This is a genomic window from Curtobacterium sp. PhB146 (assembly GCF_004342995.1).
Lineage (GTDB): Bacteria > Actinomycetota > Actinomycetes > Actinomycetales > Microbacteriaceae > Curtobacterium.
Genome location: NZ_SMBN01000001.1, coordinates 636,627 through 658,372, shown reverse-complemented (window position 1 = coordinate 658,372; position 21,746 = coordinate 636,627). Strand labels below are relative to the sequence as shown.

The window sequence follows — 21,746 nt, the reverse complement described above, 5'->3', positions numbered from 1 at the left end:
GGCCGACGTCGACGTGGGAGCGAACGCTGCCCTGAGCCAACGTCTCGTGCGGATCGCCGGCCTTCGAGTGGTCACCGCTCGTTGGCGGCTCGGCGGATCCAGGTGCGGAACTCGACGGCGAAGTGCTCGAGGTGCTGCTCGATCACCGCCGGGGCGCAGGTCGCCGGCAAGGTGACGGACAGACGTGCGGTGAAGCCGTCCTGCTCCTCGTCGAAGGAGTTCGCGATCGAGCCGATCACCGTCCCGTCCGCCAACAGCATGTGCGACCGGCGACCGGCAGTCGCTTCTGCGGCGGGCAGCTCCTGCTCGACGACGGCACTGTCGTCCCAGGGGCGCATGAAGAACGAGCAGACGTACTCGTCGAGGGTCTCGACGATGTTCACGTTGCGCCCCGGCTCGGCGTGGATCCCGTAGTGCTCCGGGTGTCCGGCGAGCATGACGTCCTCGCGGGCGAACGCGGCGCCGAGCCACGCACCGAACTGCGCGGCACTGATGCCCCGTGCACGGAGCGTGGTCGTGCCGGTTGCCTGCTCGCCGCCGGAGCGTTCGAGGTGGGCGCGGAGGAACGCGTCACCCGCAGCGATCTCGTCGGCCAGGAGCTCGAGCAGTCGCTCGCGTCCCAGCTTCCGTTTCAGGAGCGCGAGCGCCCGGCGGGCCGAGAACAGCTCGAACCCGTCGATGGTCGAGTCGGTGTCCTCGCCGGCCAGGCGCACGGTCGCGCCGGTCACCGTGCGGCCCGGACGGGGAGCTGGAGGTACGAGGCCTGGTCGCCGCCGGTGTGCACGACGTGCCGCCCGGTGTTCGCGCCGACGTACTCGCGGATCGCCGGCATGAGCGTGCCGAGCAGGTTCCGGGAGCTCACGATGAACCGCAGCTGCTCGCCCGCGTGGAAGCGCAGTCCGACCGGGAACAGGTCGATCTCGATCTCGGCGACCTGCCCGGCAGCGAGCTTCTCGACGCGGTCGAACGAGTGCGCGGGGACGTCGTCGGTCGACAGGGCCTCGTCGAGGTGCCGAGCGGACACCCGGAGGCGTCCGTCGGAGCCCTTGTAGCGCAGGATCGTCGCGCCGTGGTCGGTGAGGTCGTGCGCCATCGCCGACTGGTTCGGCACGGTGAACGCCTGCAGCGGCGTTCCCCAGCGGTCGAGCTTCTGGACGAGGACGAACAGGTCCATGTCGTCGGCGCCCCGGGCCTCGACGAACAGGTGCGCCTTCGGGTACCCGACCAGGACGGTCTCCTCGTCGAAGCGGGTCAGGAACGAGACGGCGTCCGGGTTCGCGTCGACGGCGTAGGACGCTTCCGCAGGCGCCTCGGGCGCGGCCGTGGTCAGCGTTCGCGTCCGGGCGTCGAGGTGGTACTTCGTCGATATGGCGTCCTGCGGCGGGAACGACTCAGCCGGCACGGCGACCTCGTCTCCGCCCTGCAGGTCGAGGACCGAGTACCGGACGGTCGGAGTGGCCTCCCACCCGTTGCCGACGCCCTTGAGGAAGTGGTCGAAGAACCGGCGGAGGTCCTCGACGTTGGCCGGGTCGTAGTAGTCCGGCCACTCCTGGGTGTTGTGGATCCGGAGCCACTTCTCGTCACTGGCGATCCGACGCCAGGCGCGGAAGGTCCCGGCGGTGTGCAGGGTGTTCGAGTAGCTCGCGACGACGTACGCCGGGACCTCGATCTGCGAGAAGTCAGGGATCTTCTGCTCCCACAGGTCGGTCATCAGCGGGTGGGCGTCGACCTCGGCGAGGATGTCCTCCTTCTGGCCCTTCCCGAAGAAGCTGCCGTCCTGCAGCTGCTGTGCGAACCCGGTGTCGGGCATGCCGCCGCGCATCACGAGGTCGCGGTAGACGTCGCTGACGCCCTCCCACGGGTTGATCGCGACGAGGTGCGGGGGCTGCTCGGCGGCGGTGAACCACTGCGACACGGCGAGGTAGCTCGTGCCGCTCATGCCGACCTTGCCGTCGCACCATTCTTGCTCGGCCAGCCACTCGATGACGTCGTACGCGTCGCGGCCCTCCTGCCGGTCCCAGAGCACGCTGTCGCCCTCGGAGTCGACCACGCCGCGGATGTCGACGTTGCAGATCGCGTAGCCGTGCTCGACCCAGTACGCCGGGTCCGGTGCCTCGAACTTCTCGAGTCCGGACACCGTGCTGTTCGGCAGCCCGACGAGCCCGAACACCCCCATCACGCTGAGCGACGTGCCCTGCGCCTTGCCGTACGGGCTCCATGCCACGATCACCGGCACCGGCTCGGTGCCGACCGGGCGGAACACGTCGACGTGGATGGTCGTGCCGTCGCGCAGCTGCATCGCGACGTCCTTGTCGAACACCGTGTCGACGGGCAGCGGCTTGAACTGCGGCGCGATCCGGAACCCGGCCTCGAGGGTTCGGGTGCCGGGCTCGAAGGGGGTGAGCACACCCGTGCGCGGAGCGGGCAGCGGGGTGGAGGGGACGGTCATCCTCTGGTCGGTCATCGTGTTCTCCTTCGTGCGGGAGTCCTCCGTGGGCTCGTCGTCGAGGCGAGCGTACGTCCGATCCGGCAAGAACTCAACGCGTGTTGAGAAACCCGTCGGCGGAGTAGATTGCGGGCATGGACGGAACGACGGAAGCAGCGACGACCTCCCGCGTGGGTCGCCGTCCCGGGGCGGCCAGCACCCGCACGACGGTCCTCGCGGCGGCGAGTGCGCGGTTCGCCAGCGACGGTTTCGCCGGCACGACGATCCGGGCCGTGGCGGCGGACGCCGGCGTCGACCCTTCGCAGGTGATGCAGTTCTTCGGGTCGAAGGCCGACCTGTTCGCAGCGGTGATGGCCGTGTCCCCGTCCGCGCTCCGGCGCTTCGACACGGCCTTCGAGGGTCCGGACGAGCATCTCGGCGAGCGTGTCGTCCGGGCGTTCCTACAGGCCTGGGAAGGCGCCCCGGAGGAGTCGGAACCGCTGATGGCGATGCTCCGAGGTGCGATGGTCAACGAGGACGCGACGGCGCAGCTGCGGGACTTCATCCAGGCCCGCCTCGTGCACGGAGCCTCCGGCGCCGATCACGAGGACCGTGCGCTCCGGGCCGGGCTCGCCGCGGCCATGCTCGTCGGGATCATCACGAGCCGGCAGGTCTTCGGGGTCCCTGCCGTGCTCGCAGCCGACCACGACACCGTCGTCGCGATCGCCGGACCCGCGATCCAGAGCGTCCTCGCCGGAGTCAGTCGAGCAGACGCCGAGCGTTCCGGGTCGTGAGTTCTCGCCAACTCGTCGCGTCGTGCGGCGGCTCGGCATCGTCGAGCGCGGCGATCTGCGCGTCCACGCCCTGCGTCGGCGTCCAGCACGAGTCGCTGCCGTAGAGCAGCCGGTCCGTCCCGGCGACCTCGGCGAGGACTGGCACGTCGAGTGGGAACGGCGTGCCTGCCGTGTCGAACCAGAGCCGCCGCATCGCGTCCTTCCAGGGCATCGTGCCGGCGGTGGCGCCGAACAACTGCTGGAACAGGGCGATCCGGTCGGAGAGGACCGGCAGGGTCGCGCCCGAGTGCGGCACGATGACGCGCAGGTCCGGGTACCGGTCGAGGACGCCGGCGAACACCAGGTCGACGATGCTCCTGGTGCTGTCGAACATGAACTCCAGCATCGGGCGAGGACGCCCGAGGGCGGTGTGCTCCCACCCGACGGGCGAGGTCGGGTGCACGAAGACGGCCGCGCCGCGGGCGTCGAGCTCGGCCCAGAGCGGCTCCAACGCGGGATCTCCCAGGTACTGGCCGTGCGCGTTGGACTCGAGGACGACGCCGACCGCACCCGGTCCCTGCAACGTGCGCCGGGCCTCCAGGACCGCACTGTCGACATCCGGCACCGGGAGGGACGCGAAGTACGAGAACCGGTCCGGGTGCGCGGCCGCGATCGCGGCGGCTTCGTCGTTGAGTGTCCGCGCGAGCTCCGCGGCTCGGTCGTCGTCCCCGAAGTGCACTCCGGGCGACGAGATGGACAGGACCGCTCGGGCGATCCCGCGGCGGTCCATGTCACCGAGCTGGCCGGCGAGCGACCAGCTCGGCCAGGCGGGCATGCCGTCCGGCTGTTCGTACCCGGCTGCTCGGGCCGCTGCGACGTAGTCCGCGGTGACGAAGTGTGCGTGGACGTCGATCAGTTCGGACATCGATGGCTCCTCGTTGCGTGTAGTGAACGATTCTGTATCGTAGACCGCATGACCACGACCATTCGCAACGTCCGCACCAGCTCCGGCGGGGTGACCACAACCGAGGCTGTCGACGTCGAGTTCGACGAACACATCACCACGGTCCGTCCCGCGGGGACCGTCGCTCCAGCCGGCGGTTCGGTCGTCGACGGAACGGGGCAGTTCCTCGTTCCGGGCCTGATCGACACGCACGTCCACCTGGGCTCCCCGGCGGCGCTGTCGTCCGCAGTCCGAGCCGGCGTCACGACGATGGTCGACCTCGGGACACACCCGGACTCCCTCGTCGACGAGCAGCGAGGAGCACCGGGGGCACCGGGGCTCCTCAGCGCGGGCTCGGCCGCCTCGGCGCCGGGCAGCACCCAGATCGCTCGGATGGGCTTCCCGGACGCGAGCGGCGTGAGCAGCGCAGCCGATGCCGAGCGGTACCTGGACTGGCGGGCCGCGAACGGGTCGGACCTGGTGAAGATCATCATCGAGGACCCCGACGCCACCGACGTCCCCGCGCTCGACGTCGCAACGATCACGGCCCTGGTCGACGGTGCACGCCGCCGGGGGCTCCGGACCGTGGCCCACGTCGTGACCGCCGCGTCGTTCGTCCGCGGGCTCGACACCGGGGTCGACATCCTCACGCACGCACCGCTCGACCGGCCGCTGCCGGGCGAGACCGTCCGTCGGATGGTCGACCAGGGCACCATCGCGTCACCGACCCTCGTCATGATGCGCGCGATGGCCCGCGCGCGGCTCGGGGACCGTGCCGACGCCGCATTCGAGAACGCCGTCGAGAGTGTGCGCCGGATGCACACCGCCGGTGTGCCAGTCGTCGCCGGCACGGACGCGAACGAGACCCCGTTCGCGCCGGTTCGCCACGGCGAGGCCCTCCACGAGGAGATGCTCCTCTTGCGGGACACCGGGATGACGAACGGCGCGGTACTGACCGCTGCCACGGACGGGGCAGCGGCGGCATTCGGTCTGCACGACCGCGGGCGTGTGGAAGTGGGGCTGCGTGCGGACCTCCTGCTCACGACCGGCGATCCCCTCGTCGACCCAGCCGTCCTCGCTCAGCCGGGCGCTGTGTGGGTCGGTGGGACACTCATCTCGTGAACGCTCCCGTCCGGCGGCGCGGCGCTGACCTCGAGCACGCGATCTTCGCCGCCACACTCGAACAGCTGGCTGACCACGGCATGGCGGGCCTCACCTTCGAGAACGTCGCCGCGGCAGCCGGTGCGGGCAAGGCCTCGCTCTACCGGCGCTGGACCGATCCGGAGCAGCTCGTCCTCGCTGCCCTCGCCTGGACCGAAGACACCGCGGAGCGGAGCGATCACCCCGGGGGGACCCGACTCCAGCCGGTCGGTGGCCTCCGCGACGAACTCATCGCGTTCCTGTCCGATCTCGCGGACGGGCTCACCACCCCCGTCGGACGGGTCCTCGCACCACTTCTCCTGGAGCGAGAGCGACGACCCGAGATGTGGCAGCGCATCGTCGCACTGCTCATCGAGCCGCGCCAACGCCTCGTGACCGAAGCATTCGGACGCGCCGCGGCCCGTGGCGAGATCCCCTCGAGCGCTGTCAGCCCATCACGCGTCAGCGCTGGCGCCGCACTCGTGCTCGCCCGTCACCTCACCACTGGCCCGCTGTCCCGCGACGACATCGTCGAGGTCGTCGATGACGTCGTACTTCCCGCCCTGTCGCGGTGATCGTCGCGAAGTTGCGCTGACCGACTCGTAGGGGTGTGGCGGAATCCGGGGGTGGGATCAGCGCACAGCCGGCGGCGGCCCCGTCGTGTCCCCCACCCGCAACTCCGAGATGAACGACGCCGGCTGCGGCTCCGCCCCCTCGAGCATCGCCAGCGCAGCACGAGCGGCAGCCTGGCCCTTCTGCACGAACGGCTGCACGAGCGTGGTCAGGTGCCGGATCGGCGTGCGGTGCAACAGGCTGTCGTCCACCGTGATGCCGTCGAACCCGACGACGCTGACGTCCTCGGGCACCCGCAGCCCGGCGTCGAGGGCAGCCGAGATCACCCCGACGGCGATCAGGTCGCTCTGGGCGATGACGGCGGTGGGGCGAGGGCCATCGGCAGCGAACAGCTCCACGCCTGCCAGGCGTCCTTCTTCCACCGAGCTCCCCGCCGTCTCGACCGCCACGGCGGAGGGGTAGACCTCGCGCACGCCCCGCAGTCGCTCCAGCGTCGTGAACGCGATGCCCGACGCGAACCGGTCGTCGTCGACCGGCCCCCGCCGACGAGCAGCGTCGAGCGGCAGCGTCACCACCGTGACGTCGGCGTGCCCGAGGTCCTGCAGGTACGCAGCAGCACGGCGCGAGGCATCCCGGTTGTCGAGCTGGACGGGCACGGCACCCTCGATCTCGTCTGCCTCGATCGCGACGACGGGGATCTGTCGACGCCGCAGCACCGCCACGGCCGGGTCGATCCGGACGTTGCACCCCACGAGCACGACGGCGTCCATCGGGGCATCCACCAGCGGGCCGGCACCCTGCTCATCGTCGAGCGGACTCCGGACCAGCAAGAGCGAAGCCCCCGCAGCCCCGGCGACCTCGGCGATGCCGTCGAGCGTCAGGACGTTGACCGGGTCGCGGAAGGCATCGCTCAGGCGCTCGTCCATCACGACGCCGATGACGCCGGAACGCCCTCGACGGAGCGAACGCGCACGGGGATCGGGACCGCCGTACCCGAGCTCTGCGGCGGCGGCGAGCACGCGGGCCTTGGCGTCCTCGGACACCGGGCCGCTGCCGCTGAACGCGAGCGAGGCCGTCGACGGCGCGACACCGGCGGCACGGGCGACCGCGGCCAGCGTCGGGCGCGACCGACGGGTGACTCCGCCGCGGGAAGGCGACGCGCCGAGTGCTGTTGCCGGTTCGTCCATCGCCGGTTAGCGTAGCGGGAACAAGCGGTCGAATCGATTCGATAGCGGCCGACCCAGAACAAAACGCGCAGCGCGACCCGCACGACGACCACCAGCAACGAAGCACGATGGGACCACCATGACGACGCCGTCCACCCGCACCGTCCCGACCACCAGGGCCTGGATCATCGCGGTGTTCGTGGTGTTCACCCTGTCCGGGCTCGACATCGCGACGTGGCTCGGCCGGATCCCGAGCGTCCGCGACTCCCTCGGCGCGAGCACGTTCGAGATGGGTCTGCTCGTCCTGGGCATGGCCGTCGGTTCGATCGGTGGCCTGACCTTCGCCGGCCACATCGTCGCCAAGCTCGGCGCACGCCGCGGGATCCAGATCGCCGCCGCCTGTCTGGCACTCGGCATGGTCTTCGCCGGCATCGCGGTCACGCTCGGGTGGGGCTTCGCCGCCATCTGGATCGCCCTGATCGCCTTCGGGTTCGGCAACGGCCTGTGCGACGTGTCGATGAACGTCTCCGGCGCCGCAGCCGAGAAGGCCGGTGGGCGCACGATCATGCCCCTGTTCCACGCCGCGTTCAGCCTCGGCACGCTGGCGGGCGCCGGGCTCGGTGCCCTGGCCGAGCGGCTCGAGATCCCCGTCTCCGTGCACTTCATCGTGCTGGTCGTCATCACGAGCGCCGCGATGCTCGTCGCCGTCACGAAGTTCCAGGACGAGCACCGCTTCGCCGAGCAGGTCTCCACCGACACCAGCCCGGTCGCGACGCCGCTCACCCGCATGCAGGTCTGGGCACAGCCGTCCACGATCCTGATCGGCGTGATCGTGCTCGGCATGGCCCTGGCCGAGGGATCCGCGAACGACTGGCTGCCGCTCGCGATGATCGACGGCCACGGGCTCGACAACGCCGCCGGTGCCGGCGTGCTCACCGTGTTCCTCGCGGCGATGACCGTCGGTCGCGTCGCCGGCAGCCCCCTCATCGACAAGTTCGGGCGCGTCCCGATCCTGCGCATCAGCGCCGCCGTCGCGGTGATCGGCCTCGGCATGCTCATCTTCATCGACAACGTGCCGCTCGCGATCGTGGGCGTCGTGCTCTGGGGCCTCGGTGCCAGCCTCGGCTTCCCGATGGGCATGTCGGCCGCTGCCGACGACCCCCGCACGGCCGCCGCCAAGGTCAGCGCCGTCGCGACCATCGGGTACGTGGCGTTCCTGGCCGGTCCTCCGCTCATCGGGTTCCTCGGCGAGCACGTCGGACTGCTCGGTGCGCTCCTGGTCGTCTTCGTGTTCATCATCGCGGCGGGACTCGCGTCGGGTGCCGCCCGTGAGACCGGCGCCGCCGCCCGGCCGACCCGCGGGGGCGGCGACGGACACGGCGGGGGCGAGCCGCGCCTCCCGGCCGGCAGCGCCGGCAACGCCGACAACGCGACGAGCGCGCCGTCCGGGTCGGGACGCGACGCCCGTTAGGCTTCCCGGGTGCGTCTCGTCATCGCCCGCTGCTCCGTCGACTACGCCGGACGGCTCTCAGCCCACCTGCCGCTCGCGACCCGTCTGCTCATGCTCAAGGCGGACGGCTCACTGCTCGTGCACTCCGACGGTGGCAGCTACAAGCCGCTGAACTGGATGAGCCCGCCGTGCTCGATCGAGATGAGCGAGCCGGACGAGGAGCAGACCGTCGGTGGCATCACCGAGGTCTGGACGGTGACGCAGAAGAAGACCCAGGACCGCCTGATCGTGTCCATCCACGAGGTCATCGCGGACCAGACCCACGACCTCGGCGTCGACCCGGGTCTGGTGAAGGACGGGGTCGAGGCGCACCTGCAGCAGCTCCTCGCGGAGCAGATCGAACTGCTCGGCGACGGCCACACGCTGGTCCGCCGCGAGTACATGACCGCCATCGGGCCGGTCGACATCCTGGCCCGCGACGACGCCGGGGCGAGCGTCGCGGTCGAGATGAAGCGGAACGCCAACATCGACGCGGTCGAGCAGCTCACGCGCTACCTCGAACTCATGAACCGCGATCCGCACCTGCGGCCGGTGCAGGGCGTGCTGGCGGCGCAGACGGTGGCACCGCAGGCGCGCACCCTCGCCGAGGACCGCGGCATCCGCGTCCTCGTGCTCGACTACGACGCGATGCGCGGCATCGAGGGCGGGCACACCCGCCTGTTCTGAGCGCGGTCGCGTTGGTGGGTCTCCCGCCGGAACCAGGTTCCGGACACGGAACCGCGGAATCGCGTGGTGCTGTGTCCGGAACCAGGTTCCGCCCGACGGCCGCCGCCCGACCGGGAGGCCCGGCGCACGTCCGCCCCGTCGCGCGCGGCACCAGGATGGTCCCGTCGACCGCCGCCGGTAGGGTGGGCAGGACATGACCAGCCCGTTCTCCGCCATCCTGTTCGACCTCGACGGCACCATCAGCGACTCCGCGCCGGGCATCCTCGAGAGCCTGACGCACACCTTCCGCACCGTGGGCGTCCCGGTGCCCGACCACGACACCCTGATGTCGTTCGTCGGCCCGCCGATCATGGACACGTTCCGGGTCGCGATGGGCATGGACGAGGCGCAGGCGGAGCACACCCTCGCCGTGTACCGCGAGCACTACTTCTCGCACGGCGCCCTCGACTCGACGATGTTCCCCGGCATCGACGTCGTGCTCCGGACGCTGCACGACGCGGGGCTGCCGATCTCGACCGCGACGAGCAAGCCCGAGACGCCGGCGACGTACATCCTCGAGCACTACGGGCTCACCGGGGACATCGACATCATCACGGGCGCCAGCGACGACGAGGTCCGGTCGAGCAAGGCCGACGTCGTCGAGGAAGCGCTGCGCCGCCTCGACGCCCGAGGGTTCGACATCAGCCGTCCGGTGCTCATCGGCGACCGGGTGCACGACGTCGAGGGCGCCACGGTGCACGGTGTCCCGGTGGTCTTCGCCGAGTGGGGGTACGGCTCCCCCGCCGAGGCCGAGGGCACCATCGCCACGGCCGCCACCCCGCTGGACCTGCTCCCGATCCTGCTGCCGTGACGGACGGGACCGACGCGACGAGCGGGACCGACGCGACGAGCGGCCGCGGCCGGACCGGCGCAACGCGGCAGGGGTTGCGTGCCGCCGCGTGGGTGCTGCCCGCCGCCATCGTCCTCATCGCACTGAACTTCCGCGGGCCGATCGTCGCGACGGCCCCGGTCATCGGCGACGTCCGGCTCGACCTCGGCCTGACGTCCACGATCGCCGGGCTGCTGACGACGATTCCCGTGCTCTGCTTCGCCCTGGCGACGCCGTTCGCCAGCTGGGTCATCGCGAAGGCCGACCCCGAGCGTGCGGTGTCCCTGTCGCTCGTCATCGTGCTCGCCGGCACCGTGGTGCGCTCGATGCCGTCGTCCGCCGCACTGCTCATCGGCACCGCGGTGATCGGCATCGGCATCACGATCGGCAACGTGGTGATTCCCGTCGTCATCCGGCGGGACACCTCGCCGGAGCGTGTCGGCCTGGTCACCGGCGTCTACACGTCGGCGCTCAACGTCGGGTCGATGATCACCTCACTCGCGACCGCTCCCCTGGCGGCGCTGTGGGGTTGGCCCGTCGCGATCGCCGTGTGGGCGGTCTTCGCGGTCATCGCCGGGTTCGCCTGGACGTACGCAGTGGGTGCCCGGGCCGCGTGGCGCCGCCCCGTGCGCTCCGACGACGACGAGCCCCTGCCGATCACCGGTCCGATCGACCAGGTGCTCGACACCGGGGCGATCCGGACGATCCGCGCCGACCGGGCCGCGGCGGCCGCTGCTGCCACCGCCGCCGAGCCGGTCCGTCCCGCACGACGACTCATCACGTGGGGGCTCACGCTGGCCTTCGGTGGCCAGGCGTTCTCGTACTACGCCCTGACCGCCTGGATCCCGACCCTGCTGCACGACGAGATCGGGTTCTCGAAGGCGTCGTCCGGGGCGAGCTCGTCGGTGTTCCAGATCCTGGCCGTGGTCGGTGCGCTCGGGGTCCCGCTGCTCGCGGCGAAGTGGCGGCCGCGGGCGATCATCGCGCTCGTCGCGTTCCTGTGGCTGGCGATGCCACTCGGGCTGCTGTTCGCCCCGCAGCTCTGGTTGCTGTGGTCGGTGCTCGGCGGCGCAGCCCAGGGCGGCGGCATCACCGTGATCTTCATCGTGATCGTGCGGATCGTGTCGAGCGACGCCGATGCCCGTCGGATGTCCGCGTTCGTGCAGGGCGGCGGGTACCTGATCGGCTCGGCCGGGCCGCTCGTCGCCGGGGCGCTGCACGGTGCGACCGGGGACTGGACGGCGCCGCTGCTCGTCGTGCTCGTGTCGGTGCTGACGCTCGGGGTCGTCGGCACGATCGCCGCGCGCCGCGTGTCCTGAGCGGCGCCGCTTGTTCGCCCGCTGCGCTGCGCTGCGGGGCGCTTCGTGAGCAGAAATGGTCGGGTCGCCGCACCTGACCCGACCATTTCTGCTCACGAAGTCCCGCCCGCGCCCACTACCGCGCGGCGAGCACCTCGCGCAGCGACATCGGGCGCCGCCCCGTGATCCGCTCGACGTCGCTGGACACGTGCGCGAGAGCCCCCTCGGCGATCGCCGTGTAGGTGCTCACCCACGCGTCTGCCTGCCACGGCTCGGGGTTCCACTGCGCACGAGACGCGTACGCCTCGTCCAACGTCTCCGGGTGGTACGTCACCGTGCGGCCACGCGCCTCGGTCACCACCGCGGCGGCTTCGGCGAGCGTGAACGCCGCCGGCCCGGTCAGCTCGTACGTGCGGTCCACGTGCGCACCCGGGTCCTGCAGCACGGTGGTCGCGACCCGTGCGACGTCCGCACGGGCGACCGCCGCCATGGCGCCGTCGCCTGCCGGCCCGCGGATCACGCCGTCCTCGCCGACCAGGTCCTCGACGAAGTCCAGGTAGAAGCTGTCCCGCAGGAACGTGTACGCCGTGTCGGTCGCGCGGATCGCCTGCTCGGTTGCCCAGTGGTCGCGCCCGAGGGTGAAGGTCGCGTCCTCGGCCGCGCCGAGGAACGACGTGTAGACGACGTGCCGCACACCGGCTTCGGCAGCTGCTGCGACGAAGGTGCGGTGCTGGTCGAGCCGGTCCTCGGCCTCGGCCGCCGACACCATCAGGAGCACGTCGACCCCCTCGAGCGCCGCCCGGCTGGCGTCGGCGTCGGCGAACGTCGCGACCGCTACCTCGGCGCCGGGCAGCTCCGGCGCGCGCGCTGCGTCGCGCACGATCATCCGGAACGGCACGTCGTCCGCGGCGAGCGCGCGTGCGACGGCGCCCCCGATGTTGCCGGTCGCTCCGGTGATGGCGATGGTCATGGTCGCTCCTTCGATCGGTGTCGCGTCGGTCTGCTGGTCACGTCCGCACCGTCCTGGAGGCACGGATCACCGTGGGCGCGACCCTCGCCGCGTTCACGCCGTCGACCTCCACCGCCCACGCGCGCGCGGCGTCGTGGTCGCGTCCGTGGCGCATGTGCCGACCGACCAGGCGGTCGACCCGCACCCCGTCGTCGACGGCGCAGAACCAGGTCTCGGTGAACAGGTCACCGAGCGCTGCCCACGGTTCGGCATCGTCGAGCAGGTAGTTCCCCTCGGAGACCACGAGCCGGGCGGTCGGCGGGACGGCGATGCTGCCGGCGACGGGCTCGTCGATGCGGCGGTCGAAGTCCGGCGCCCACACGGTGGTGTCGGCAGCGACGAGTCGTCGGACCAGGGCGACGTAGCCGTCGGCGTCGAACGTGTCGACGGCGCCCTTGCGGTCGTGCCGGCCGAGGGCGTCGAGCGCCGCGTTCGACAGGTGGAAGCCGTCCATCGGCACCTGCACCGCCGTGCCGGCCCCGAGTCGCTCGTCGACGGCGGCGACCACGCGGCGGGCCAGGGTCGACTTGCCGGCACCGGGAGCACCCGCGATGCCGAGCACTGCCCGGGGCCCCGCCGAGGCGAGCTCGACCGCACGCTCGACGGCGTCGTCGACGCTGCTGTCCGGGTGGCTCACGGCCCCATCCTGGCAGAGCGCGCCGACACCGGACCGGGGTGGTTCACTGGCGGCATGGTCGATGCGACGAAGGCGTTCAGCGGGTTCTCGGTACGGGACGTCCCGGAGGCGAAGGAGTTCTACCAGGACGTCCTGGGGGTCGAGGTCTCCGAGGACCACGGCATGCTCTTCCTGCAGCTCGGCGACGGCCACGGTGTCCTCGTCTACCCGAAGGGGCCTGCGCACGAACCCGCGGCCTTCACGGTGCTGAACTTCCCCGTGCCGGACGTCGACGCCGCGGTGGACGAGCTCACCGCGAAGGGCATCACGTTCCTGCAGTACGAGGGGATGACCGACGAGAAGGGTGTGAACCGCAAGGGCGGCCCGCTCATCGCCTGGTTCACCGACCCGTCGGGCAACGTCCTGAGCGTCGTCGCCGATTGAACATGTTGTGTTCAGAAAGCTCGCGCCGGCCCCACTGACCGCCCTACCGTCGTCCCACACCGACGAGAGGACGGCCATGACCGCTGTAGTGGGACGACACTGGACCCGCGAGGAACTCCTCATCGAACGCGCGCGGGTCCGGGCGCAGTGGGACCTCGATGAACGAGAGTTCGCGCCGACCGAGCAGTGGCGCGATCTCTTCACCGACGAGTACCTGCCTCAGGACTGGCTCGACAGCATCTCATTCCTGCTGGGCGAGCGATGACCGAGTCAGCCACGCCGGTACCCACTGACGTCCTGGCACAGTTCGCGACGCTGGCCGCCGGATGAGGGGTCAGCGCGTGAGCGCACCCGCCCACGCCAGTGCAACGGGTACGAGCAGCCCGTGCCGGTGGTGCGGGAGCTCGGCGATCGGCAGCCAGCGCGACTCGTCGGTGGACCCGTCGATCTCGTCGCGCAGTGCGCCGCCGACGACCGTCGCGCGGAACACGACCTGCACGGCCTTCATCGGGCGCCCGTTGGCGTGGATCCGGCGCTCCGCGGGGACGACGTGGTGCCGGACGCCGAGCAGGGCGCCGACCTCGGACTCGTACCCGGTCTCCTCGCGGACCTCGCGCACGACGGCCTGCTCGACGGTCTCGTCGAACTCGACGCCACCGCCCGGCAACGTCCACGTGCCGGCTTCGGGGAAGCGCAGCTTCGCCAGGAGCACCCGGTCACCGTCCGTGATCACGCCGTACGCGGCGAGCCGGGTGTCGTAGTCGGTGTACTCCATGGGCCGACCATGCCAGGTGGGCGCGCCGACGCACGCAAGCCGCGCCGTGCCTCCCCTCCGTGCTCCCGCTCGGAGCCCTCAGGCGTCGACGCGCGCTGCTGCCCAGCCGACCCGCATCCGGGCGACGGCGCGGTCGAAGCCGCTCAGCGGCTCGGCGTCGTCGCGGACCATCGCCTGCAGCTGCAGCCCCTCGAACAGTGCCATGAGCTGCTCGGCGGCGTGCCGGGGCGAGGCGCCCCGTGGCTCGCGGGCAGCGACGACGTCACGGACCAGGGCGAGGGTGAGGTCCTCGAACGCCCGGGTGTACTGGGTACGGAACCACCCGGCTGCGGGGTGGCCGGGGTTCGACGCGGCGCTGAGCACGGCGATCCGGAGCCGGACGAGCGCCGGGTCCGTGACGCCGGCCTCGAGCCGGGCACGCAGGTACGCGACGGCACCGTCCCGTTCGGCGACGGGCCACAGCGCGAGTCGGCTGCCGTTGTTCCACCGGTCGATGACCGCGACGACGAGGAGTTCCCACATCGGGAACGCTCGGCTGACCTCGGCGACCGGCACCTCGGCGTGCTCGGCGACCTCGTCCGGTCCGACCCGGTGGAAGTCCGTCGCGCGGTACGCCGCGATCGCACCGGACACGATGCGTGCACGGAGATCGGCGTCGGGCGTGGGCATGCTGACGATTGTCCGGTCCCGGGGGCGACCACGCGACCGCCAGTTCAGGGGGCGCGAAGACGGTCAGAGCCGATCGAAGGTCAGTGCCAGTCGAACGTCAGTGCCGGTCGAAGGTCAGCGTCTCGTCGTCCGGGGCGGTGACGGCGCCGGTCCGGGCGAACTCGGCCCAGATCGCACGGAAGGCCCGGCCGCGCCGCTCGACCTCGGGCCAGTCGCGCTCGGGGACGAAGCGGGTGCCGGCCCAGGCCTCGCGGCCGCCGAGCAACAGCGGCAGGTCGCTCATGTGGACGGCGCCGGTCGGCGCGGTCGTCACGCCACGGAGGAGCCGGTAGGACGTCGCTCGCCCGCCGGCTCGGCGGTGCCGCGCGGTGAAGCGTCGGACGTCGCGGCCGTAGATGACGTCGGAGAGCGGACGGACCACCCACCAGCGGAGCGCCGGGCGCAGGATCCGTGACCGAGCGACCCGCGACAGACCGCGGACCAACGGCACGTACATGCCGGTCTCGTCCGTCGCGGAACCGATCAGGACGTCGACGTCGGGAGCGACTCGGCTCCAGGCGTCGTCGAGGTCGCGTTCGACGGGCAACGGGGCGAACCCGTACTGGGTGCCGAACGGCATCCCGCCCGCGAGTCCGTACGGCGCGGCCGCCCGGGTGCCGAGAGCCTGCCGTTCGAGCAGGTCGTCGAGCGGGGTGTCGGCGTGCACGGCACCGACGGCCCGGATCATCGCGCGGTTCATCCGGGACCGACCGCGCGACAGCCCGAGCGGTGCGCTCTGGATGATCGCCCGGCGGAACAGCCCGGCCGCGCCGTCGCTGATCATCAGGTGGGCTGCTGCGTCGCCGCCGGCCGACTGCCCGAACACCGTGACGAGGTCGGGGTCGCCACCGAACGCGGCGATGTTCGCCTGCACCCAGCGGAGCGACTCGAGCAGGTCGAGCAGTCCGAGGTTCGCCGGGATCGACGCCCCGTCGCCCAGGAACCCGAGGACCCCGAGCCGGAAGGTCACCGACACCACGATCACGCGCTGCTCGGTCACGAGGTCGCGGGCGTCGTAGATCGGCAGGTCGCCGCCGCCGATGACGTACGAGCCGCCGTGGATCCAGACCATCACGGGCAGGCGCTCGTCGGGCGTCACGTCGGCGGGCAGCGTGATCGACAGGCGCTGGCAGTGCTCGTCGACGGTGATGTCCTCGACCTCGCCGAGCAGCTGGTCGACGAACTGCGCGTGCGGCTGCGGCGCCACGGGGGACGGCGTCGACGCGTGCAGTTCGCTCGCGAAGGGCGGCATCGGCTCCGGCGGCGCGAACCGGTCGGCCCGCGCGTAGGGGATCCCGAGCACGCGGACGACGTCGCCGTCCACCGTCCCGACGATGCGACCGGCCGGGGTGTCGAACGGGGCAGGCGTCGCGTCGAGCATGGGCTCCACGCTACCGAGGGTCGCTGACCCGCTCGTGGGTCGGTTCGGCGACCGGACGCAGCGACCCGGATGCGGCGAAGGCGGCCACGAAGAGCACGGCGATCAACCAGAGTGCGCTGAGCGCGCCGACTTGCTCGGCGATCGCGCCGATGACGGGCGGGCCGGCGAAGTTCGCGAAGTACCCGATCGACGCGACGACGCTGACCCGGGCAGCCGGGTTCGGGCCGCTCTGCGCCGCTGCCGACATGCCGAGCGGGAACCCCATCGAGACGCCGACCGCCCAGAGGACCACGCCGATGAGCGTGAGCCACCAGGTCGTGCCGACGATGAACAGGACGGCGCCGAGGATGCCGAGCGCGGTCGTCCAGCGGACCGTCCGGACCCGTCCGAGTCGATCGACGACGGGGCCGGCGAAGACGCGCGTCGCGGCCTCGGAGACCGCGAACACGGTGAAGAAGAGGGCCCCGACCGTCGCCGTCTGGCCGTGTCCGTCGGTGGCCGCCAGGGCGAGCCAGTTGTTCGCCGACCCCTCGCCGAGTTCGACGCCGAGCATCACGACGCCGATCAGCAGCAGTCGGACGTCCGCCCAGCCTCGCGCCCACTGCCGCAGGCGCTGCCGCGGGGTGAGAGTCGTGTCGTGTTCCTCGGCGCGCGTGCCGTCCGGGATCGCACGCATGGCGATCACGCCGACCACCAGGATCACGACGGCCTCACCGATCAACTGGGCCGAGGGGGCGATGCCCAGCCATGCGCAGAGGGCGGCGATCCCGGCGCCGAGGGCCGCGCCTCCCGACCAGGCGGCGTGCATCAACGGGAGCAACGTGCGACCGGCGAGCGCCTCGATCGCCGTGCCCTCGACGTTCGCCATGACGTCGAGCGCGCCGATCCCGGCACCGGCGACGACGAACCCGACGCTCGCCAGCGGCACGGAGTGCAGCGCAGCGGCGATGCCGATGAGTGCCAGTGCGGCGGGGACCAGGACGGCGACCGCCGTCAGGGCGCGTCGGCCGCCCAGGCGCCGGAGCAGCGGGGCGGCGCTGAGCAGGCCGCCGATCGAGCCGATCGTGACACCGCCGAGCATGAGACCGATGGTGCCGATGTCGACACCGAGTTCGACGCGGAGCTCCGGGAGCCGGGGACCCCAGCCGGCCAGGCTGATCCCGCCGATGGCGAACGCGACGATGATCGCGTTCCGCCACCCGGCGAGCTGGCTGCGGTCCACGTCGACCCCGGAGGTGTGCATCCGGCTATCGAACCCGCTTGATGGGGATCACCACAAGGGCACCGATGATGGCGATCGCACCGGCGGCCCAGCACATGAGCGTGTAGTTGTCGGCGGCGTCGCCCGACCCGATCTTCAGGAAGAACAGTGCGACGGCCGGAGCGAGCGACTGCGGCAGCGCGTTGGCGATGTTGATGACCCCGAGGTCCTTGCCGGGGCGGTCGGCGTTCGGCAGCACGTCGACGACCAGCGCCGTGTCGATGGCCGAGTAGATCCCGTACGCGAAGCCCATGATGACCTCGGCCACGTAGAAGCCGTTCACGGTGTCGGCGTGCGCGAGCACGACCAGGCCGACGGCGAACATCGCCGTCGAACCGCCGACGAAGACCTTGCGACGGCCGATCTTGTCGGACGCCCAGCCGGACAGCGCCGCGCTGACCAGGAGCGCGATCGTGTAGAGCAGCACACCGAAGGCGACGGCCGCGGTGGCCTCCTTCGCGTCCTCGATGCCGAGGTGCTTCTCCATGTAGAGCAGGCGGTAGGTCGTGAACATGAAGGTGGCGAAGATGATCAGGAAGCGCGACCACCAGGCGAACGCGAAGTCCGGGTTCTTGATCGGGTTCGTCCAGAACGAGGCGATGAGGTTCAGGAACGTGAACTTCTTCAGCTTGTACGTCGGCAGGTCGTCACGGGCGACCACGGCGTACACCGCGACGAGGATGATCGCCAGGATGCCGGGTGCGATGAACAGCACGGGCAGGTTCGCGACGAAGAACACCGACAGGTAGGTGCCGGCGAGCACGGCGATGTTCTGCGCGAGGGCGATGATGCTCGACGAGCGGCCGCGCTGCAGCTGGGGGACGTTGTCGGCGAAGCTCGCGAGCAGGGTGGCCAGCGTCGCGTTGGCGGCGAGCTGGGCGAGGAGCCAGGCCAGCGTCAGGTTCAGGACGTCGGGCGAGTAGGCGATCCAGGCGAGGGCGATCGCGAAGACGACGACACCGCTCAGCAGCCAGGGCCGACGACGACCCCAACGGGTGCGGGTGCGGTCGGACAGCGCGCCGGCGAGGGGGTTCATGATGAGCGCACCGAACGCGCCGATCGGCAGCACCGAGCCGATGACGTTCGCCGCGTCGTCGCCGACCAGGGCCTGCGCCTTGAGCTGCATGCTGACGTAGACCGGTGCCATGAGTGCGACGAAGAGGCCGAACTGCCCGAGGAACAGGGCGATCTGGTAGCCGATGCCCACCTTCACGGTGCTGATCGGCTGGGTGATGCCCTCTTCGGGGTGCAACAGTGCCGGGCTGCCGGGTTCGGGTGTGCTCATGACGCCTCCTCGAGTCGATGCTGGTGGCCAAAACCGTCCTGTGCACGGTTTTGACTGGCTGAGCATACATCGACAGGTGTCGTTCATGTACCGACGTGCGACACGGGGGGACGCAAAAACTACACACCGGGTGGTTTTTGGGGTAGCGTCGTCATCGATCTCGCCGTGGAGCATCGCTCCTCGACGGACTGCGACACCCGGTGCTTCGACACCTGGTCGCCGCGACACCCAGACAGGACCGAAGGAGCCTCTGCAATGCCCACCACTTCTGTGCAGCTGTACTCGCTGCGAGACGCCATCGCCGAAGACCTCGACAAGGCCATCGCCCGCGTCGCCGAGATCGGGTACGAGAACGTCGAGCCCTACGCGTTCGTCGAGCGTGCCACGGACCTCGAGCGTGCCTTCGCCGCGACCGGCCTCAAGGCGCCGTCCGGCCACGTCGCCGTGATCGACGCCGAGGACACCGCGCCGATCTGGGACGCCGCCGAGCGCCTCGGCATCCAGACGGTCATCGACCCGTTCATCCCGACCGACCGCTGGCAGACCGCCGACGACGTCGCGAAGATCGCCGAGCGCGTCAACGTCCTGACCGCTGAGGCAGCCTCGCGCGGCCTGAAGTTCGGCTACCACAACCACCAGTGGGAGTTCACGAACAAGGTCGACGGCCGCACGGTCTACGACCACTTCGTCGAGCAGATCAGCCCGGAGACGGTGCTCGAGCTCGACACCTTCTGGGCGACCGTCGGTGGCGCCGACGCCCCCGCCGTCCTGAAGGCACTCGGCGACCGCGTCGTCGCCATCCACGTCAAGGACGGCAAGGTCGACGGTGACATCCTCACCGCACTGCCCTCGTCGGAGAGCGCGCTCGTCGTGCCCGAGGCGCTGCAGCGTGCGTTCGAGAACCAGACCCCCGCGGGCCAGGGCGACGTGGACGTGGCGGGCATCCTCGCCGCGGCGCCGCAGGCCATCCGCGTCGTCGAGTTCGACGCCTACTCGGGCGACGTCTTCCAGGGCATCACCGAGTCCCTCGCATGGCTGAAGGACAACGACAAGTGAGCCGCATCGGAGTCGGCATCATCGGTGCGGGGAACATCTCGGACCAGTACCTGACGAACCTGACCCAGTTCGCCGACGTCGAGGTCCTGATGGTCGCCGACCTCATCCTCGAGCGCGCCGCGTCCCAGGCCGAGAAGTACGGCGTCCCCGCGTCCGGCACGGTCGAGGAGCTCCTCGCCCGCGACGACATCCAGATCGTGGTGAACATCACGATCCCCGCCGAGCACGCCAAGGTCGGCCAGCAGATCATCGCTGCCGGCAAGCACACCTGGAGCGAGAAGCCGGTCGCGACGAACGCCTCGGACGCGCAGGAGCTGCTCGCAGCCGCTGCCGCTGCCGGTGTCCGCTACGCCTGCGCCCCCGACACCGTCCTCGGTGCCGGCATCCAGACCGCCATCCGCGCCATCGCCCGCGGCGACATCGGCACGCCGCTCACCGCGACGACGATGTTCCACGTGCCCGGACCGGACCAGTGGCACCCGGACCCCGAGTTCCTGTACGCCCAGGGTGCCGGTCCGCTGTTCGACATCGGCCCGTACTACGTCACGACGCTCCTGCACGCCTTCGGCGCCGCCTCGCGCGTGCAGGCCGTGTCGTCGAAGTCCCGCGAGACGCGCGTGATCGGTTCCGGCCCCCGCGCCGGCACCGAGTTCGCCGTCGAGGTGCCCACGCACCACGCAGCGCTCATCTCGTTCGAGGGCGGCCAGTCGGCGCAGACGACCCTGTCGTTCCAGCACGCGCTGCCCCGCAACGGCTTCGTCGAGATCAACGGCTCCGAGGGCACCATCGTGCTGCCGGACCCGAACGTCTTCGACGGCGACAGCACGCTGTGGACGCTCGGCAAGGACGAGCCGACCACGCTGACGCACAAGGGCTCCACCTGGGGCCGCGGCACGGGCGTCGTCGAGCTGGCCCGCGCGATCGCCGAGGGCCGCCCGGAGCGCGCCTCCGGTGCCGTCGCGTCGCACGCGCTGGACGTCATGCTCGGCATCCGCGATGCCGCCGAGTCGGGTCAGTCCGTCGAGATCACCTCGTCGATCGACCCGATCCAGCCGCTCCCCGAGGACTTCGACCCCGCCGCCGCGGTCCTCGCCGAGGCCGCGAACGCGTAGTCACGTCGTGCGTCGCGCACCGCGCCGCACCTGGTGAGCAGGAATGGTCGGGTCCCGAACGGGGACCCGACCATTTCTGCTCACGAAACGCACGCGCCGCGCTCACTCCGGCGGCGCGGGCACGATCTGCTCGAGCAACCGCAGCACCTTCTCGCCGTCGACGGCCTCGGGGTCGAGCAACCACTGCACCTGCAGCCCGTCGGACGCCGCGATGCTCAGCGAAGCGAGGTCGACCGGGTCCAGGTCGCCGCGGATCCGTCCCGCCGCCTGGTCCGCCGCGATCAACGCGGCCAGGTCGGCCCGGAGCCGCGTGAACCGCTCCCGCATGAAGTCACGGGTCGCCGGGTGCCCCTCCTGCACGGCGTCGGCCGCGAGCGTCGTGTAGAGCTGCACCAGGCCCGGCACCGCACGGTTGCGCGAGGCACTGTCGCGCATGTCCCCGATCGCCGACTTCAACCGGTCGGGCGCCCCCTGCTCGCGCACCTCGTGCTCGCGGTAGACGGCGAGCAGCAGTTCGTCACGGCTGGGGAAGTAGTGGCGGAGCGCCGCGTGGGTGATCCCGAGGGCCTCGGCCACGGACCGCAGCGACGATGCGTCGACGCCCTGTTCCGCGACCATGCGGATCATCTCGTCGAGGATCTGGGTCCGGCGCTCGGCTCCCTTGCGGTACCCGCCGCGTCGCGGCGGGGCCGCGTCGTCGTCGGCGGGGTGCGTCATGCACCCAACTTACCGCTGGA

The 21,746-nt window shown here is 71.2% G+C and carries 23 protein-coding genes; 11 read left to right on the top strand and 12 right to left on the bottom strand.

Translation table 11 applies throughout. The features are described 5' to 3' along the window. Positions 1-71: 71 nt before the first annotated feature. Together EDF33_RS03220 and EDF33_RS03215 are read right to left on the bottom strand one after the other, a co-directional pair. A complete protein-coding gene (locus EDF33_RS03220) occupies positions 72-728 on the bottom strand; it encodes a hypothetical protein (protein WP_132099273.1) in 657 nt (218 codons plus the stop codon). Further along, positions 725-2,464, bottom strand: a complete 1,740-nt coding sequence (locus tag EDF33_RS03215; RefSeq protein WP_132099272.1) for a CocE/NonD family hydrolase — start codon at positions 2,462-2,464, stop codon at positions 725-727. The genes EDF33_RS03220 and EDF33_RS03215 overlap by 4 nt, the downstream gene beginning before the upstream one ends. Positions 2,465-2,580: 116 nt before the next feature. On the opposite strand from EDF33_RS03215, the gene EDF33_RS03210 reads away from it, so the two are divergent. Beyond that, positions 2,581-3,219: a TetR family transcriptional regulator gene (locus tag EDF33_RS03210; protein WP_123294477.1), complete on the top strand. Its 639-nt coding sequence runs from the start codon at positions 2,581-2,583 to the stop codon at positions 3,217-3,219. Here EDF33_RS03210 and EDF33_RS03205 read toward each other — a convergent pair. After that, positions 3,185-4,123 (bottom strand): amidohydrolase family protein, encoded by a 939-nt coding sequence (locus tag EDF33_RS03205; protein ID WP_123680480.1) that lies wholly within the window; start codon positions 4,121-4,123, stop codon positions 3,185-3,187. The two genes, EDF33_RS03210 and EDF33_RS03205, sit on opposite strands and share 35 nt — an antisense overlap. 48 nt (positions 4,124-4,171) lie before the next feature. On the opposite strand from EDF33_RS03205, the gene EDF33_RS03200 reads away from it, so the two are divergent. Both EDF33_RS03200 and EDF33_RS03195 read left to right on the top strand, forming a co-directional pair. Then, positions 4,172-5,263: an amidohydrolase family protein gene (locus tag EDF33_RS03200; RefSeq protein WP_132099271.1), complete on the top strand. Its 1,092-nt coding sequence runs from the start codon at positions 4,172-4,174 to the stop codon at positions 5,261-5,263. Further along, positions 5,260-5,856: a TetR-like C-terminal domain-containing protein gene (locus EDF33_RS03195; RefSeq protein ID WP_132099270.1), complete on the top strand. Its 597-nt coding sequence runs from the start codon at positions 5,260-5,262 to the stop codon at positions 5,854-5,856. Before EDF33_RS03200 ends, EDF33_RS03195 begins: the two co-directional genes overlap by 4 nt. 57 nt (positions 5,857-5,913) lie before the next feature. Here the strand turns inward: EDF33_RS03195 and EDF33_RS03190 are convergent, their stop codons facing one another. Next, positions 5,914-7,041, bottom strand: coding sequence for a LacI family DNA-binding transcriptional regulator (locus tag EDF33_RS03190; protein WP_207906621.1), 1,128 nt, complete (start codon positions 7,039-7,041; stop codon positions 5,914-5,916). Positions 7,042-7,159: 118 nt separating this feature from the next. Between EDF33_RS03190 and EDF33_RS03185 the strand changes: the two genes are divergently transcribed. The 4 genes from EDF33_RS03185 (at position 7,160) to EDF33_RS03170 (ending at position 11,383) form a co-directional block, all read left to right on the top strand. Continuing rightward, positions 7,160-8,491, top strand: coding sequence for an MFS transporter (locus tag EDF33_RS03185; RefSeq protein ID WP_243692338.1), 1,332 nt, complete (start codon positions 7,160-7,162; stop codon positions 8,489-8,491). A gap of 9 nt (positions 8,492-8,500) precedes the next feature. Beyond that, the gene (gene nucS / locus EDF33_RS03180; RefSeq protein ID WP_111083752.1) at positions 8,501-9,196 is read left to right on the top strand and encodes an endonuclease NucS; all 696 of its coding nucleotides are present in this window, start codon (positions 8,501-8,503) and stop codon (positions 9,194-9,196) included. A gap of 193 nt (positions 9,197-9,389) precedes the next feature. Next, complete coding sequence (locus tag EDF33_RS03175; RefSeq protein ID WP_123294473.1) at positions 9,390-10,046, top strand: HAD hydrolase-like protein; 657 nt, start codon at positions 9,390-9,392, stop codon at positions 10,044-10,046. Beyond that, entirely contained in the window at positions 10,043-11,383 is a 1,341-nt protein-coding gene (locus EDF33_RS03170) for an MFS transporter (RefSeq protein WP_347812761.1), read from the top strand. The genes EDF33_RS03175 and EDF33_RS03170 overlap by 4 nt, the downstream gene beginning before the upstream one ends. A gap of 115 nt (positions 11,384-11,498) precedes the next feature. On the opposite strand, the gene EDF33_RS03165 is transcribed toward EDF33_RS03170, so the two are convergent. Both EDF33_RS03165 and EDF33_RS03160 read right to left on the bottom strand, forming a co-directional pair. Further along, positions 11,499-12,332, bottom strand: a complete 834-nt coding sequence (locus EDF33_RS03165; RefSeq protein ID WP_132099269.1) for an SDR family oxidoreductase — start codon at positions 12,330-12,332, stop codon at positions 11,499-11,501. 37 nt (positions 12,333-12,369) lie between these two features. Next, on the bottom strand, positions 12,370-13,008 hold the full coding sequence (locus EDF33_RS03160; RefSeq protein ID WP_131878042.1) for a nucleoside/nucleotide kinase family protein: 639 nt from the start codon (positions 13,006-13,008) through the stop codon (positions 12,370-12,372). Between the two features lie 54 nt (positions 13,009-13,062). Between EDF33_RS03160 and EDF33_RS03155 the strand changes: the two genes are divergently transcribed. Beyond that, on the top strand, positions 13,063-13,431 hold the full coding sequence (locus EDF33_RS03155) for a VOC family protein (protein ID WP_131878040.1): 369 nt from the start codon (positions 13,063-13,065) through the stop codon (positions 13,429-13,431). Positions 13,432-13,507: 76 nt separating this feature from the next. Continuing rightward, complete coding sequence (locus EDF33_RS03150; RefSeq protein WP_131878038.1) at positions 13,508-13,696, top strand: hypothetical protein; 189 nt, start codon at positions 13,508-13,510, stop codon at positions 13,694-13,696. A 69-nt stretch (positions 13,697-13,765) separates the two neighbouring features. Here the strand turns inward: EDF33_RS03150 and EDF33_RS03145 are convergent, their stop codons facing one another. The 5 genes from EDF33_RS03145 to EDF33_RS03125 form a co-directional block, all read right to left on the bottom strand. Further along, positions 13,766-14,206: an NUDIX domain-containing protein gene (locus tag EDF33_RS03145; RefSeq protein WP_131878036.1), complete on the bottom strand. Its 441-nt coding sequence runs from the start codon at positions 14,204-14,206 to the stop codon at positions 13,766-13,768. 78 nt (positions 14,207-14,284) lie between these two features. After that, positions 14,285-14,875 carry a TetR family transcriptional regulator C-terminal domain-containing protein gene (locus EDF33_RS03140; RefSeq protein WP_131878034.1) on the bottom strand — a complete coding sequence of 197 codons (591 nt, stop codon included), beginning with the start codon at positions 14,873-14,875 and terminating at the stop codon, positions 14,285-14,287. A 97-nt stretch (positions 14,876-14,972) separates the two neighbouring features. Next, positions 14,973-16,295 (bottom strand): carboxylesterase family protein, encoded by a 1,323-nt coding sequence (locus EDF33_RS03135; protein ID WP_131878032.1) that lies wholly within the window; start codon positions 16,293-16,295, stop codon positions 14,973-14,975. A 10-nt stretch (positions 16,296-16,305) separates the two neighbouring features. Then, entirely contained in the window at positions 16,306-17,538 is a 1,233-nt protein-coding gene (locus EDF33_RS03130) for an MFS transporter (protein WP_131878030.1), read from the bottom strand. 4 nt (positions 17,539-17,542) lie between these two features. Further along, positions 17,543-18,841, bottom strand: a complete 1,299-nt coding sequence (locus tag EDF33_RS03125; RefSeq protein WP_123294465.1) for an MFS transporter — start codon at positions 18,839-18,841, stop codon at positions 17,543-17,545. 255 nt (positions 18,842-19,096) lie between these two features. Here EDF33_RS03125 and EDF33_RS03120 point away from each other — a divergent pair, with 255 nt between their 5' ends. Next, positions 19,097-19,897 (top strand): sugar phosphate isomerase/epimerase, encoded by an 801-nt coding sequence (locus EDF33_RS03120; protein ID WP_207906619.1) that lies wholly within the window; start codon positions 19,097-19,099, stop codon positions 19,895-19,897. After that, positions 19,894-21,009, top strand: coding sequence for a Gfo/Idh/MocA family oxidoreductase (locus tag EDF33_RS03115; RefSeq protein ID WP_111083744.1), 1,116 nt, complete (start codon positions 19,894-19,896; stop codon positions 21,007-21,009). The genes EDF33_RS03120 and EDF33_RS03115 overlap by 4 nt, the downstream gene beginning before the upstream one ends. 102 nt (positions 21,010-21,111) lie before the next feature. On the opposite strand, the gene EDF33_RS03110 is transcribed toward EDF33_RS03115, so the two are convergent. Continuing rightward, positions 21,112-21,726 (bottom strand): TetR/AcrR family transcriptional regulator, encoded by a 615-nt coding sequence (locus EDF33_RS03110; protein ID WP_131844991.1) that lies wholly within the window; start codon positions 21,724-21,726, stop codon positions 21,112-21,114. Positions 21,727-21,746 lie beyond the last annotated feature (20 nt).

What these genes read in the sequence shown, in the direction of transcription:
- EDF33_RS03215 (WP_132099272.1), bottom strand. Translation starts at nt 2,464, where the DNA reads ATGACCGACCAGAGGATGACCGTCCCCTCCACCCCGCTGCCCGCTCCG.
- EDF33_RS03210 (WP_123294477.1), top strand. Translation starts at nt 2,581, where the DNA reads ATGGACGGAACGACGGAAGCAGCGACGACCTCCCGCGTGGGTCGCCGT.
- EDF33_RS03205 (WP_123680480.1), bottom strand. Translation starts at nt 4,123, where the DNA reads ATGTCCGAACTGATCGACGTCCACGCACACTTCGTCACCGCGGACTAC.
- EDF33_RS03200 (WP_132099271.1), top strand. Translation starts at nt 4,172, where the DNA reads ATGACCACGACCATTCGCAACGTCCGCACCAGCTCCGGCGGGGTGACC.
- EDF33_RS03190 (WP_207906621.1), bottom strand. Translation starts at nt 7,041, where the DNA reads ATGGACGAACCGGCAACAGCACTCGGCGCGTCGCCTTCCCGCGGCGGA.
- EDF33_RS03185 (WP_243692338.1), top strand. Translation starts at nt 7,160, where the DNA reads ATGACGACGCCGTCCACCCGCACCGTCCCGACCACCAGGGCCTGGATC.
- EDF33_RS03175 (WP_123294473.1), top strand. Translation starts at nt 9,390, where the DNA reads ATGACCAGCCCGTTCTCCGCCATCCTGTTCGACCTCGACGGCACCATC.
- EDF33_RS03165 (WP_132099269.1), bottom strand. Translation starts at nt 12,332, where the DNA reads ATGACCATCGCCATCACCGGAGCGACCGGCAACATCGGGGGCGCCGTC.
- EDF33_RS03155 (WP_131878040.1), top strand. Translation starts at nt 13,063, where the DNA reads ATGGTCGATGCGACGAAGGCGTTCAGCGGGTTCTCGGTACGGGACGTC.
- EDF33_RS03150 (WP_131878038.1), top strand. Translation starts at nt 13,508, where the DNA reads ATGACCGCTGTAGTGGGACGACACTGGACCCGCGAGGAACTCCTCATC.
- EDF33_RS03145 (WP_131878036.1), bottom strand. Translation starts at nt 14,206, where the DNA reads ATGGAGTACACCGACTACGACACCCGGCTCGCCGCGTACGGCGTGATC.
- EDF33_RS03140 (WP_131878034.1), bottom strand. Translation starts at nt 14,875, where the DNA reads ATGCCCACGCCCGACGCCGATCTCCGTGCACGCATCGTGTCCGGTGCG.
- EDF33_RS03135 (WP_131878032.1), bottom strand. Translation starts at nt 16,295, where the DNA reads ATGCTCGACGCGACGCCTGCCCCGTTCGACACCCCGGCCGGTCGCATC.
- EDF33_RS03130 (WP_131878030.1), bottom strand. Translation starts at nt 17,538, where the DNA reads ATGCACACCTCCGGGGTCGACGTGGACCGCAGCCAGCTCGCCGGGTGG.
- EDF33_RS03125 (WP_123294465.1), bottom strand. Translation starts at nt 18,841, where the DNA reads ATGAGCACACCCGAACCCGGCAGCCCGGCACTGTTGCACCCCGAAGAG.
- EDF33_RS03120 (WP_207906619.1), top strand. Translation starts at nt 19,097, where the DNA reads ATGCCCACCACTTCTGTGCAGCTGTACTCGCTGCGAGACGCCATCGCC.
- EDF33_RS03110 (WP_131844991.1), bottom strand. Translation starts at nt 21,726, where the DNA reads ATGACGCACCCCGCCGACGACGACGCGGCCCCGCCGCGACGCGGCGGG.